This is a genomic window from Ditibartonella apis (assembly GCF_001952075.1).
Lineage (GTDB): Bacteria > Pseudomonadota > Alphaproteobacteria > Rhizobiales > Rhizobiaceae > Bartonella > Bartonella apis.
Genome location: NZ_LXYU01000003.1, coordinates 113,635 through 127,308, shown reverse-complemented (window position 1 = coordinate 127,308; position 13,674 = coordinate 113,635). Strand labels below are relative to the sequence as shown.

Here is a 13,674-nt window from a genome sequence, read left to right as displayed (position 1 = left end):
AATAAAACCGTTTCAAAATTTCGCTCAGCCGTTTGAAAAACGGGTTTCCAGAAGATCGACTTCGCGGATCAATTTTGCAGTTGTTTCTTCCGAAAGCTGGTGACGACGGCCGAAAGCGAAATAGGTCTGGCGTTCGGCTTTCAAAGCTTCAAGGCGCAAACGCCGCTCGATTTCTGCAACCTTCTGCGTATTGATCGCATCGGCATCCGAAACATTCTGGTCGGCCAGTCTTTCACGATAGTTCGACATGACGCGCGCACCGGCTGTTGTATAAAGGTCGGCATCGCTGCGGCCTTCGCCCCAATTGTGCACCGCCTGTTCAACCGCTTTGATGGCCGCCTCGGCAGCGGCAATATGGGCACGTTCTTCTTCCTTTTGATGGGAAGGTTCGGGCGGCAATTCCAAACCTTTGAGGAGATAGGGAAGCGAAACGCTTGCCATGACAAGCGAAATCAGGATGACGCCGGTTGCCAGAAATATTGCAAGGTCGCGTGCAGGAAATGGTGAACCGTCGGGCAAGAAAAGCGGCAAGGTCAAAACACCGGCAAGAGTGACCGTGCCACGAACACCGGCAAGCGATGTCACAGCAACCAGCCGCCAGCTTGGCACAAACGGTTTGAAACCGCGCCGATAGGCACGTGCAAGCGTAAAACGCAGAGAGACCCAAACCCAGATAAATCTGAGCAAAGCCAATGCCAGATTGATCGCTATGACATAGACCACAAGCCAGATCGGTTCATGATGGCCGGTTTCCTGAACCACAATTGCCGCGCCGCTCACAATATGGGGAAGTTGTTCACCCAAAATGACGAAGATGACACCATTGGCAACAAATTGCACCGTGTCCCAGACAGCAAGCCTGCGAATGCGCGTTAAAGCAAGGTTGCGCAAACTGTCTTCGGTAAAGCTCATGGAAATACCGGCAGCAACAGCGGCAAGGATTCCCGATGCATCCACCTGTTCGGCAGCAAGATAGGCAGCAAAAGGTGTAAGCAGGCTTACGACAATGTGGGAACCGGTTTCTTCACCGAATTTATTGTTCCAGAAAGTGCTGACCCAAGTGACACAAAAGGTCGTTGCTGCCCCGATAATAAGACCGGCAACAGCTGTCCATAAAAAGGTTCCGAAAGCGGCAAGGAGCGAAAACGAGCCCGTCATGGCAGCAGCGACAGCAAAGCGCATACTGACCAGACCCGATGCATCGTTCAACAGCGATTCACCTTCAAGAATGTGCATCAGGCGCTTCGGGATAGGCGAACGTTTGGCAATTGCTGTAACGGCCACAGGATCGGTTGGCGAAACAATGGCGGCAAGTGCAAAAGCCACCGAAAGCGGCATGGCTGGAATCATCCAATAAGTGAAAAAGCCGACGCCAAGAACTGTAAAAACAACAAGCCCCAAAGCCATTTCAAGCACGGTCCAGCGGTCGCGTCTCAAACCGTCTTTGGGAATGCGCCAGCCGTCAAGAAATAAAAGTGGCGGCAAAAACAGCAGGAAAAACATTTCCGGCCGCAGTTTTACGCCCATGTCACCGACAAGTGAAACCAGTACACCGACAGCAATCTGGATAAGTGGTAACGGAATGGGCAAAGGAAGTGCGCGCGATATTGCACCGCTGAAAACAACAGCAACAAGCAATATCAATATCACAACAACCGATTCCACCCTTGAACCCTTTCACAGACAAAACGTTTCGATGCAATTTAGGCAATGAACAGTTTCAATAAGATAAACAAAAAACCGGAACTCATGAAAGAAGCCTGAAAAAATTCTTCTGCTTGATCCGGATCCATGTCATGAGCGGCAATAATGGTAAATTGTAGGCAGTCTTTCTTCTATTCAATGAAAAATAATGGTACTTCATCAAAATTCTGTAACTCTTTGAAATCTGACTGTTACCCGAAAAAACATCCACTCAAAGAAACGCGCCGTCAGTTGCGGCTTCTTCAGACTTTTCAAAAAATGCTTAATCATGATGTTTTTATGTTGAGAAGAGTTTGCCCGACTTTTTAAAAGCAATGCGCCATGTTCCATATTGTTGGCTTGCTGTGCAACGTTGCGGATGTTTAAAAAACCCATAATTGGAAAAGACTTTTATCATCTTGGGCTTTTATATTTTGAATAAGTCTGCACTCCCTTCAATCAAAAGAATGGAACACAAAAAAACGGCTGAGTTCGCGGCTTGCGGGTCAAAGCCATGACGGATTTTAAAAAACGAAATCGTAATATTTCCCCTCTTGCCGACACCCTGTTCAAACTTTTTAAAAAGACCGATAAAATAGGAAGCCCGTTAATCGGTCTTCCCCTTCCCCGTCATCAAGAGGTTTTATCGTCCTTGGTGCGTGGGGAAAAGACCGGTTTTTACAGGGAATGCAGGCTATTTTCACTTTTCTATTTCTTTTTTATTTCCCGCAATTTTTCACCTTCAAAACAAAACAGATGAGCGTGTTTAAGGCTTTATCATAGAAATGCCGGTCTTATTATCCGCACAATAGCTTTGAGTGAACAGTAATAAAGAACTTCATTTCATAATTTCGGCATGCTTGTTCAAGTGTTAATTTTATTAAAAACGTATTTTATATTTTATACTTTGTTATAAAATTAAAATATGATAGTATTTATCAGATGTTTAGAGGTTTAACAATATTGTGTAGCATGTAAATTCGGGTAACAATACGGGAGAAACAGTGATGGCGATGACACCGGTTCAGAATTTGAAATTCGCTTCTGTCCAAATCTTGCAAGAGAGGATTGACCAGAACGAACAACAGGCCAAACGCGCTCCCACGACGACGGAACAAATTTTTAAAGCCAAAGAAACAGGCTCTCCTTTAAAAGCGGAAGAAAAGTCGACCTATGACAAAATACGGAGCAAGATTGCAGGCGCTACAGTATTTGATAATAGCCGCATGAGCAAAACCGAATTCAAAGCAAAAATACTGAAAGAAATAGCAAAGAGCCTTGACATTGATCTTGATAAAGGTGGAACAGATCTCAAAGATCTGGCCAATTTTATCCACTACAGATTGGCTTACATGAAATCTCAAGACCCGGTAGCTTATGAAGAATTTATGGATAGAATCAATAAAAGGCTCGGCCTTGATAAATTAGGCTTGAAGGCGGAAGACATTGTCAAGGCAATGGCTGACCCATCTTCACAAAAGGCGGAAGAAGTTGACCAAATGCTTGATGTCTATTTCGGGAAAGATGGTGAAGCCTCTTCTGAGGTTGACAGTGAACTCAACGATATCAAAGAAGTTCTGAACCGGAACGGCGGCACTTCAGCAAACGAAAAAGCAGCCGAACAACTTGCCACTGCTCCATCCAATGCTTCACGGCCAAACGAGATTTTGACTGACCAGCCGACCGGCACTTATATGCCGAAAAGCTTCCCACCAGCGCGGAGATAATTGCTTTTAGCGTTCATCACGCAATTACTTGTTTTTTAAAAAACTGAATTTCCGAACGCTTGTGTTTTCGGATGAAAAATCGGCGTGAGGAATGGCAGCAAGCGATAATTGCGATGGTTGAAGCGTTAGTCGAGAGCCAAAAAAAGCCCTGAGAACTGACCACAACCGCCTCGTTCATTCTTCGATCGTTTTTTACAGAAAAGTGCCAAAGAGCGGTAAGCTGTTTTATTTATTTTGCGCCGGTTGTTGCTCGCAAAAGCGTTAAGATTGCAGCGCGCACATCTGGTGAAGCCCGTGAAAAAAGCTCGAGAAATTCTTCTCCTTCGGCAGAAATATCAAAGCCGTACAAAATATAAGAAACGCTTGTACCTATTTCTGCGCATATTTCCGCAAGCGTTTCCGCTGTAGGGTTTTTCTTTTCTTTCATAATCGAAAAAACATACCCAGCCGCTCTCCCACTAGCGATAGAAATCGCTCGCATTGATTTGCCGCTCTCTTCGATTTTTTGTGTCAAACGCACACGCCAATCAACAGAAGTTTGTGGTTGTGACAAAATTTCCTCCTACACATTCATAACAGAGTGTCAGCAAGGGCTGTGCTCTACACCCGTTTTTAACCCGCCCTATAGCCTACATTTTTATCAACATGGCGCAGTGCTTGACGTGGTAAAACTGCGAATATCTCGCCTATCCATTTCAGCTTAACGTCTTCTATCGGTGTGGCATTCCACGAAATAAGATTGACGCCATTTACACCGCGCATAATCGTTTTAATGAAACGGCGACCATCGCTTGTTTGAACAACAGCTTCTTCGCCATAAAATGCTTCAAGCGGCTTCGTCTGGTTTCGGCATACGATAATGATATGGCCTTCCCGATAAACCGGTAGCATCGAATCCCCGCGAACCCGAAAAGCCACCATATCAGCAGGCATTGGAAAGGGGATCTCGATGAAACCTAATCCGTCGGGTGGCATCTCCCCAAAATCCGGTTTAATTTTTGCCCCTGCTCCGACATATCCCATCAAAGGAACATAGCTTTTTGAAGAAATTTGCGTATTTCCGGTAATCTCCGTTTTTCCGGTGATAGCGTTAAAAATTTCAGTTATTTTATCGCGGTGCTCCCCACGTGGATCTGCTCCTGAAAACCACCGGCTGATACATGCTTGCGTCACAGAAAGCTTTTCTGCGAGATCAGCTTGCCTCCAGCCGGTTGCTTCCATAATAAAACTTAATTTTTCGTCGATTTTTCTTTTATAGCGATTGGTTACAGAACCTTTTCTTCCGCTTAATAACCAATCTGTTGTAACACCAAACCGCTTTGCATAGAGCTTTAACATTTCGCGGCCAATCCCGCGGTTACCATTTTCGTGCGCAACATATGTCGGATAATTGATCCCCAAAGCAATGATTGCATTTTTAGCCGAGGAAAAACCGGCAGCTTTTCTCGCTGCTTTTAGCCTATTGCCGATTTCTTTGTTCTTCTCTTCTTTCATGCCCCACTCCCACATTAAAATTTATAGATAGACTGCCACTAAAGCCCTTCGCCTGCCAAGGCTATACAATGCACTGAAAGAACGTGTTGATGTGGAAAAACCAGTTCTTTTGCCGGATTTAATTGTGTAAGCACCAGCTCTTTTTCATTATGGCGAATAAAGCGTTTTATGAATGCCGTTGGAAAGCTATCCTCTTCTTGCATCATTATCTTTGCAACGACATAATCGCCTTTTTTTACTCTTCGCACTGTGTCGATATAAACAATTTCGCCATCTTCATAGCGCGGGGACATTGTGTCGCCTGAGACCTCCACGCCATAAGCGTTTTCCACATTCAATAATTGGGGCGGGCAAGGCACCTCAAACAACTTTTTACCGTCAAAAGCAAACTCGCCGTTTATTCCTGCTACCGCTTGCCCATAAACGGGAATGAGCTTTATTGCTGGTCTGCCAGATATCTGCCGACTATCGTATTCACCCGCATTTTTATCTCCAAGTAGAAGCCATTCTAGCGAGACTTTAAGTGCTCCGGCAATATCTTCTAGGGTGTTCGGGCGCGGATGAGCCGTTCCAGACTCCCATTGGGCAACTGCGTTACGCGTCTTGCCAACGGCTTTTGCTAACTCTTCTTGCGTCATCTTGGCTGCCATGCGCGAATTTTTTATACGTTCTTTCAAATCCATAGTTTTGTTTAGAAAAAGTACATTTTGCACCATCAGTTTTATTTATATCGTGTAGAATGTCATGACACTACTAAAATATCCAGTGAAAGCGATTGGCGTTGTTGGCTTTTATAAAAGTATTCAAGCAAAAATAATATTAGACGTAATTATCTGATAAATCCGGTACTCCGTTCAGGCTTAACGAGGTAACAGGCGATTAAGATACCGGCGGAACGCATAATAAACCTATGATAAAAGTTGGGAACACTGGCGCAATATTCGTTCATTTTTAAGCCGGTCTGTTTGGTTTTATCAGTGAACCAACTGTGTGATGAAACAATGCAATCTCTTTAGAAAAGACTATCCAGCGTAATTTCTCTAATCTGCACAGAGAGCGGAGAGACACTATTGGTTAACGTTCGTCCGGTCTGGTGGCGCAATCGGAACCGATAAAGAGGATTTCTTCACGTGTCATGGTAATTGGCGGGTCGTTTTCGTGCTCCACTTCGCCTTGAGCCGTTTTCATGAAAAGAGCAAACCGCAACGGGTCGAACGTCTCCTCGGTCATCGGGCTTGAACGATAAAGTTTCCATGCAAGCACCATCACTTTTTCTGCCCGCGAATGGTTTTTCAGGCTTTTCAAAAAAGGCTTTATATCGCCCCACGAGAAGCGCTCTTTTTCCTTGTGCTTTTTTCCTGCCTTTTCGGCTTGGTTAACCGGATTTCTTTGATCTATCCCTGCAGATTTTAGACCATCCAAAGTTTTCCCCGCCATACCGGCAAATTTGCTTTGCTCTTGATCTATTTCTGCGTGACCTGTTTCTTTGCAAGAAACATCAGTTTTACCGAATGGCGGTTGTATTTCTTCGTCAACGCTTGAACGATTGTCGGGCGAGCCTTTTTGGTCATCAGCGTGGCGAAGAAATCCGGCTTGCGGCTTTAAAGTTTTTCTATAATTTTTAGGCATTTTCATTCCGCCCACCCCTCGCCTGTTTTGACAGAAACGCATTAAGCTTCAACACGTTTAATGAGGGAATCGTAAGAAATTGACATGAATAATGTCAACATTTTTCATGTTGAAATATTCGGAATTTTTGAGGATAGCGAATCGTTTGCCGATTAATACCTGGTTGTTTTAATGGTTTTTCTTTGGACTTTTATATTTGTTAAAAAAACTGGATGGTTGCTGCAAAACATCAAAGTTGAACCGGACAATCAATTGGAAAAGACGAAAAATACCGCCGGAATTTCCCTCGAAATAATGGATTTTATAAATGAATTTTACTTCCAATTAGAGCGACAAGCCAATCAGAACAACAAAAAAGTCTTATAGGCTCTGGTGTTTTGAAGATTGATCGAAAAAGATAGCCCGTGGAGAGTAGTGAAATTAGCGGTCAACAAAGCATTTTTGAGGACTAAACTTCGGTTCATCAGATCAGCCCGACAATTATTACACCGTCAAATTGGGTGAGAGAAAATTGTTGGTCTTGGATATTCAGCTTTGATGACATTTCCTTGATTATTCGGCCATGGAGACTGTCTTGAACAGAGATAAGCATTCGACATGTCGATGCTGTTGACACCTGTTTCATGCCAATTTCTTAGCGCGTAAAACGGCCGATATAGCGGCCAAGAATGGTGATTTCGCTTAAATTCAGAATGCGCGGTTTGTGGTGGGGATTATCCGATATAACCTCGACCTCGATTTCATCGGCACCGGGGCGGGAGACAACTTCCAGACGCTTGATGATAACCCCGCCAAGCTCGTCAGCCAGCGCATAAATTCCCGGAGGCGATGGAACACGGTGCGATATGTCGATAAACACCGCATCGCCATCGTGAATGGTGGGCGACATGCTATCCCCATAAGCGGGAAGAACTGCAACATTGGACGCGACAACATTGAGTTTTGCCAACAGGCTTTCCGGCAAACGCCAAAAATCTTTTATCACTTCTGTCGAAATCTGGACGGCGTTGCTTGCACCGTTCACAATCATAATTTCCCCGCCTGCGCCCATGCCTGCTTTGACATCAATTTCGGGAATTTCGCCGTCTTTCAATTGCGATCTTATTTTAACATCGCTATCGATCCGGTCAGGAATATCAGGATCAAAACTTGATACGATCTTGTGTTTTGCGCCGTTTTCACCTGTCAAAAGATAGGATGCGCTCACGCCGAATTTGCGGCCATAAATGGCGGCCTCTTCAGGCCCGAAATCATTCTGCCCGTTTTCATGAGCCCGATAGGTCGAATGACTCACACCAATTGCATCCGCAGCTTTCGTTGCAGATGAAAAGCCCGCTTTCAGCCGTGCTTCGCGCAATCTTTGTCCCATCGTGTTCATAACATGCATTATGTCAGAATAATAAACATAAATCATGTTGACAATCTGCTATAAATGATGTTGTTATACAACTGTTAGCTACTTTTGAGTGTATTATAACATTATTAGTGTTCAAAAGTGGCGGGTAAGAGATGGAAGGTGCAGTGCGCGCTTTCCTGTGAGTTTTTTTAGACGGCGTATTTGCCATGTTTCGGGGTGGAACAAATGGACAAATCAGATATTTGCGTGTTGTCAGATATTGGCGTGTCACAATTATTAGACACTTATGTTTTGCACATAAAACAGCTGGTGAACTGCTTTAACCGCAAGCCCGCACTGCTGACGTGGCCTTTAGAAGCTTCAACCGAGAATAAAGCGGCAGATGATGAAGCTGCATGGGTAAATGTTTTTAAAAGCGGACAGGCCTTGAAGTGCGGCTTTTGCGTTGCGCCTTCTTCCGGCATGCTTCAAAGCGTATTTAAACTTCAAAGCGTATTTCAAACCGCTAGAGAACGCGTCGATTGCTTACCGATTGTGCTTGCGCCCCGATCATTATGCCGAACGTTTTGTTCCCGCTCTTTTTCTTTATCCCGATCTTTTTTAAATAAAAGCAAATTAGGCTTATTCGGCTTTGGCACTCCCGGAAGAATTGTCTGGCGAGCCTGTACCTTCTGCGGAAGCCTTTCTGGCATTGGTATTTTCGAGTGTCACATCATATTTCTGGGGCTCGGAAAGGAAATTTTCCGGTTTGCCGACAGCGATCATACACTTGGCAAAAAGCGGAAGAACATCCTTGCTATCAATCGTATTTTCAGAAGCACCGGCAATAATACTGAACAAACGGAACGCGACTTCTTCCGGTGTGGCTGCTGCATTGACAGTGGCAGATCTTATCGGGTTAATAACGGGCATTCTTTTTCCTTTGTCTTTCATCAATCACTTGATGAAATAGTTAAACAACTTGTTGTTTTTATCAAGGCAACAGCAACCGCCATTTTTAAACCGGTGAGCCTCACCGCTTTCGGGAAAAGGCTTTGTGTGAGCGCGCCTTTTTTTGCGCGTGCAGGACAACAAAAATCAAACCGAATTTTTAAAACCATTGTTTCGAGCGCAACAAAAGTCTGCTTGTCGGCAAAAAGCGTCAGCGGAAAAATCAAAGATATAACCCGAAAAAGCAAGGCTTTGGCACTTCAAGGTGGAAGCGTTTTCAAAGCCGTTTTTTCTCCAGAATTATCGGAATTTTTTGCGCGTCAGGCTTGCGGCCAAACAGCATTTTTCAAGGCAGAGAAGAGAGTTTTATAAAATGGATTCGTCAACACTACGCCGCCTTGCCGGTTTGAACCTTTCTACCGAACAAATGTCGGCCATTTTGGAACTTCTTGCCGATATAGACGAGCGGGAAGACCAGCGCCGTGCCCGTACGCGCGAACGTGTGCGTCGTTTCAGGCTGACACGGAAAAACAATGTAACGTTACAAGAGGAAAATTGTAACCGCGAGGAAACATTACCCCTTTCCCCTAAAAGAAAGGTTCCCCCACACCCCCTTAAAGAAAATAACCCCTTTCCCGCTTCCTCTGAAACGTGTTCGGATGCGCTTGTCAAAGAGCCAACAGACAAAAAAGGCGGGCACGTTTTTTCCTTTTGCGGAAATAGAAATTTACCAGAACTTCCCGCGGGGTGCGAGCAGAACAAAGCTTGTTCTTTGGCCGTGAGTTTGCCCAAGGGCAAGGCTTGTTCCTTTTCTGAAAGTTCAGCTTTTCCGCAAGCAGAAAATGCGCCACTTTCAGCGATCACCGGAACGTTGTCTGCGGCTGAAAGGGACGAGGCTTCCGGCGCAATGTCAGCTTCCGGCATAAGCGCGGGCGTGCCGCTTTTGCCTTCACCTTCGGGAATTTTTGGAAGCTGGAATTTTGGAAAAAACGAAGTTCCAGAGCTTGCAACGAGCCGCCCTGAAAAACGGAGTTTTGAAGTCGAATTTCATGAAATTTTCTGGCCTGCTTTCCCGAACAAATGCGGCAAGCCGAAAGCACTAACGGCGTTTTTGAAAGCGCGCAAAAAAGACAGTCTCGCCGCCATTATGGCGGGGCTTCAACGCTATATCGCCGACAAACCGCCCGACCGCCCCTGGCTTAACCCGACAACGTTTCTCAATCAGGAACGCTGGAATGACCAACCTGCCCCCGTAATGGAGCGAAAAAATGCAAAATTCGGATATGATAAAAGATCGACAGCCAGAAAAGTTACCGATGCGATGGCCCGTCTCGCACCTCGATTTGACGCTTGCCAAACTCGTTTCCCTCACGACAGTTGAAGGCTTTCCGCCCCGCTTCAAGGCGGGAAAGAAACCGACAAACGCTCAAATTGCAACAATCAGGCACACGCTTGAGGAAGCAAAAAATACACTTTTAAAAAAGGCGCGAAGCGACGAAATCATGGACCAGTTTTTGCTGCTTTCGGGCGGTATGCGCCTGCCGCGTGATTTAGACGGGGAAAGTGCTGCCAAATCCTATATGATTGCTCTTTCCGGCTTTTGCAGCTTTGCCATTATGCAATCGGTGCTTTTGATTATTCGCGGCAAGGCGGAAGGCTTCAACAAAACCTTCATGCCGACAGCGCCGGAACTCGCTGCTTTTTGCGAACATATCGAAAAAACCGAATGGTTGAAAATCGACACTGTGGAGCGGCTTTTAAGAGCCGGTGAAGAAGAACAAAACGACGTTTTAATTCCGGAGGCGCGGGAAGAAAAACCGGCTTGTGACCACCAAACCACGGACGCAAGCAAAAACAAAACAACAGAACATGAAACAGGGCGGCTCGTTTCCCGCCCGCAAGAGAAATGCGCGTTCAATGAAGCTGAATGAAACGGAATGGGACAGCAAGAGACACCACGGGACAATGTGGGACGGTATGGGACGGTATGGGACGCTATGGGACGACATGGAACATCTGTGAAAAGCCCAATGGTTTTTTGGGCGGCACAAACGCGAACCACAAGATTTCAAACAACAACACTTCAAACTCAAGACTTCAAACAACAACCCGATAAAAAGCGATCATGAAAGGCTTTAACCATGCAGGAAGTTGAAATTATCAGATTGAAAGCCCGTTCAAAGGCGGGAAAACTCCGGCTCAAGCGCGGGCGCGGAAGGCCACGTATCGAAGGTATTGTACGGGAACCGAATGGCAGGCGCAGCCGCGCAAAAAAACCGCGTGAGGCGATTGATCGTCTTGCTATTTTGATGCGTGCAAAGCACACGGGCCTTTCCGAAAAACAGGCAAAAGACCCGCGCGCTTCCACCTATATTGGCAGACTTTTTTTGGCTGGTCCTGAATGCGGCGGCATTAGCGAAGACCAGTACAATGCCGCGCTGAAATTTATCGAGGTTGATAACAATTATAAAAAAGCACTGCTTTCGCCTGCCGCCTATTATGACGATTTTAACAGCACGCCGAATCCCGAACTTTATGAAGCGTTTTGCAAGCGCGCAAAAAAGCAATATCTCGCCGCAAGAGAAGCCATTCAGGAAGCGCAATTCGATAACAGAATTGATAACCTTTATGCCGCCTTGCAATATATCGTGCTGGAAGATCTCGAATTGCCGCACCTTGTCGGCGCAACAAGGCTTGTGCTCAATGCGCTAAACCGGCATTTTTTCCTTGCCAATAAAGGTCATTAAATTTTTAATGACCCTTATGGCGCAACGGGAATTCTATTTTTCAAACGGATTTTCTTAGGCAGCGGAAAATTCATATTGCGACCGGAATTTTATGATTTTGTTGCAATTTGTTATGCGGCGGGAAAGACTATTTTGTTAGCTAGGTCTATTTTTAGCAAAGATTACAGCCTGAAAGAGCAAACTCGGTTTGCAACTTATGCGGGGCGGCACGCAAAGAGGCAGTTCAGCCCGCCGTTTTTATTCCGACCTGCAACACTATTTCTAAAAGGCAGGCACTCCCCTGCCTTTTCATTGACACCTTGCGCAATTTATCACCGTGCAATGACGGGGAAAGCGAAAATGCGCAAGATAACCGCTTGCCTTGCGGTGATAGAGATAGCATCGATTTAAAATTTAAAGGAAATTCAATTATCTTTATGCGCACGCGACCGTTTGCGCTTATTTTTTATCGTCCGGTGGGGAATAAGGTAATTGTTCTTCGTTGAAAAGCTCTTCAAATTGTTCTTTTGAAGTAATTTCAATCAATAAATCTCTATCTTTTTCTTTATCAAAACCTTTAGGGGCATGACCTGAATAATAATAGCTCTGGTCGAAGGCCTCTCCCAAACCACCTTTACATTCGAGCCAAAATTTAACTTCACCCCATGATAAACAATCACTAAAATCACATTTTACGAACTTATTGTTCTCGAAATCGCCATTTTCCCAATATCTATCGGGTACATAATTTATATCAATATATCCTTCCGTTGAGCGATCATATAGCCTAACAAAAAGTGATGCATTAAGCTTTTTAATCTTGCAATACGTGAATTCACATTTCCACGCTGATATATTAGTTATATCTATCGTGCTTTCTCTGAAGTTCGACCCACCCAGATAACAGTCAAGAAATGCAACCTGATTGAGTTTATTAAATAGTATTTTTTCTAGCAATGACGGCTCATCAATTATATATCTGCTGTATGCAACATATAACTTTTTAATATTAATATTAATATTATCTATATAATCGTATCTCGCGCGTGGACTTGATATTTGTATAAATTCATTGATTTGAAATTTATCAGGATTATTTCCGACCAAATCATCCGCATAACGAATAGCTCGCATTCGAAATTTATTCGCCGTTGTGACATCGCTGGCATTTATGATAAAATCCGTTAAAATATCAAATGCTTCTTTTCTGAAAGTCCCTTCGCTATCGCTGGCAACTCTATTCAAAAAAGAAAGGCCTGCATATTTTTGCGCGTCATTTTCGCTGCTTAAAAGCTTCGATGCTTCGGCGATAAGCTGGGCGGTGTCACGCCGTTTTGCCATGGCGATTTCATTGTCATGACGTTTGCCATCCTGTTTCTTTTCTTCAAGCTCGATTGATTTGTTTTTGGTCGCTTTGGCCGCCCAGAAAAAGGTAACAAGACCGGCGGTGGCGAGGGCTACATTTTTAATATCAATGCCACCGAAAAAGGTTGAATTGTCTTTATCCGGATAAAAATAGAGAAAAGCAATCGTCCCGAACAATGTGCCGAGAATTAAAGTGACGTTCAAAACATCAACGGCAAAACGGTTGCTGGCAAAATCGACACTTTGGCGAATATTGGCATTTTTCGACGGGAAAAAGACTGCATTGATCCAGCTATTCAAAATCACGAATAAAAGCGTTGCAACAATCGCGACCAAGGAAATAACTTTCAATCTATATTGAAAGTCCTGAAATGGATAAAAAACCGAGAGGCAAAGGAAAAGAATACATAAAATAGTCGAGACAAGAAGCGCAAGCCAGTTTGTTTCTTTCGTGATGATTGCGGGAAGCAAGATGAATATGTCTGCCGCAACAACAAAAAAGAAAATGACCGCACCAACAACATTGTCACCTTTTTCACACGTAAAATAATTCGGGAGAGAGAGAGCTATCGCCGCAATTAAAGGGAAAACACCAGACCAGAACATGTGCTTTTTAAAAGCAATGAATTTTTCATCTGCTTCATTTGATTGTTCAAGATTATCGTTTTGTTTATCGACGTTTGTATTTGAAGGCATTTTCCGCTTTTTCCACTTTCTCACCCTAGCGATTTATGCCAAAAGTTCAGACAAAAGCAATGATAGG

Annotated in this window: 13 protein-coding genes; 4 read left to right on the top strand and 9 right to left on the bottom strand. The window is 44.5% G+C overall.

All coding sequences use genetic code 11. The features are described 5' to 3' along the window. Positions 1–24: 24 nt before the first annotated feature. Entirely contained in the window at positions 25–1,665 is a 1,641-nt protein-coding gene (locus PEB0122_RS07495) for a Na+/H+ antiporter (protein WP_075869001.1), read from the bottom strand. A gap of 1,025 nt (positions 1,666–2,690) precedes the next feature. On the opposite strand from PEB0122_RS07495, the gene PEB0122_RS07480 reads away from it, so the two are divergent. After that, positions 2,691–3,410: a hypothetical protein gene (locus tag PEB0122_RS07480; protein WP_075916485.1), complete on the top strand. Its 720-nt coding sequence runs from the start codon at positions 2,691–2,693 to the stop codon at positions 3,408–3,410. A 229-nt stretch (positions 3,411–3,639) separates the two neighbouring features. Here PEB0122_RS07480 and PEB0122_RS07475 read toward each other — a convergent pair whose 3' ends face one another. The 7 genes from PEB0122_RS07475 to PEB0122_RS07440 form a co-directional block, all read right to left on the bottom strand. Beyond that, the gene (locus PEB0122_RS07475) at positions 3,640–3,924 is read right to left on the bottom strand and encodes an XRE family transcriptional regulator (protein WP_404801507.1); all 285 of its coding nucleotides are present in this window, start codon (positions 3,922–3,924) and stop codon (positions 3,640–3,642) included. A 98-nt stretch (positions 3,925–4,022) separates the two neighbouring features. Next, entirely contained in the window at positions 4,023–4,904 is an 882-nt protein-coding gene (locus tag PEB0122_RS07470) for an XRE family transcriptional regulator (protein ID WP_225867826.1), read from the bottom strand. A 38-nt stretch (positions 4,905–4,942) separates the two neighbouring features. Next, positions 4,943–5,620 carry an XRE family transcriptional regulator gene (locus PEB0122_RS07465; protein WP_083650282.1) on the bottom strand — a complete coding sequence of 226 codons (678 nt, stop codon included), beginning with the start codon at positions 5,618–5,620 and terminating at the stop codon, positions 4,943–4,945. A 358-nt stretch (positions 5,621–5,978) separates the two neighbouring features. Then, positions 5,979–6,539 (bottom strand): hypothetical protein, encoded by a 561-nt coding sequence (locus PEB0122_RS07460; protein WP_075916481.1) that lies wholly within the window; start codon positions 6,537–6,539, stop codon positions 5,979–5,981. Between the two features lie 628 nt (positions 6,540–7,167). Beyond that, complete coding sequence (locus tag PEB0122_RS07450) at positions 7,168–7,902, bottom strand: S24 family peptidase (protein WP_225867825.1); 735 nt, start codon at positions 7,900–7,902, stop codon at positions 7,168–7,170. Between the two features lie 272 nt (positions 7,903–8,174). Continuing rightward, entirely contained in the window at positions 8,175–8,354 is a 180-nt protein-coding gene (locus PEB0122_RS11840) for a hypothetical protein (protein ID WP_075869012.1), read from the bottom strand. Positions 8,355–8,511: 157 nt separating this feature from the next. Next, positions 8,512–8,802, bottom strand: coding sequence for a hypothetical protein (locus PEB0122_RS07440; protein WP_143238468.1), 291 nt, complete (start codon positions 8,800–8,802; stop codon positions 8,512–8,514). 391 nt (positions 8,803–9,193) lie between these two features. Between PEB0122_RS07440 and PEB0122_RS07430 the strand changes: the two genes are divergently transcribed. The 3 genes from PEB0122_RS07430 to PEB0122_RS07420 all read left to right on the top strand — a co-directional run bounded on the left by PEB0122_RS07430 (position 9,194) and on the right by PEB0122_RS07420 (position 11,567). Continuing rightward, the gene (locus PEB0122_RS07430) at positions 9,194–10,201 is read left to right on the top strand and encodes a hypothetical protein (protein ID WP_075916477.1); all 1,008 of its coding nucleotides are present in this window, start codon (positions 9,194–9,196) and stop codon (positions 10,199–10,201) included. Beyond that, entirely contained in the window at positions 10,137–10,751 is a 615-nt protein-coding gene (locus tag PEB0122_RS11670; protein WP_143238816.1) for a hypothetical protein, read from the top strand. Before PEB0122_RS07430 ends, PEB0122_RS11670 begins: the two co-directional genes overlap by 65 nt. A gap of 210 nt (positions 10,752–10,961) precedes the next feature. Beyond that, positions 10,962–11,567: a hypothetical protein gene (locus tag PEB0122_RS07420; protein WP_075916473.1), complete on the top strand. Its 606-nt coding sequence runs from the start codon at positions 10,962–10,964 to the stop codon at positions 11,565–11,567. Between the two features lie 438 nt (positions 11,568–12,005). On the opposite strand, the gene PEB0122_RS07410 is transcribed toward PEB0122_RS07420, so the two are convergent. Next, a complete protein-coding gene (locus PEB0122_RS07410) occupies positions 12,006–13,607 on the bottom strand; it encodes a YibE/F family protein (protein WP_143238473.1) in 1,602 nt (533 codons plus the stop codon). Between the last annotated feature and the right edge of the window lie 67 nt (positions 13,608–13,674).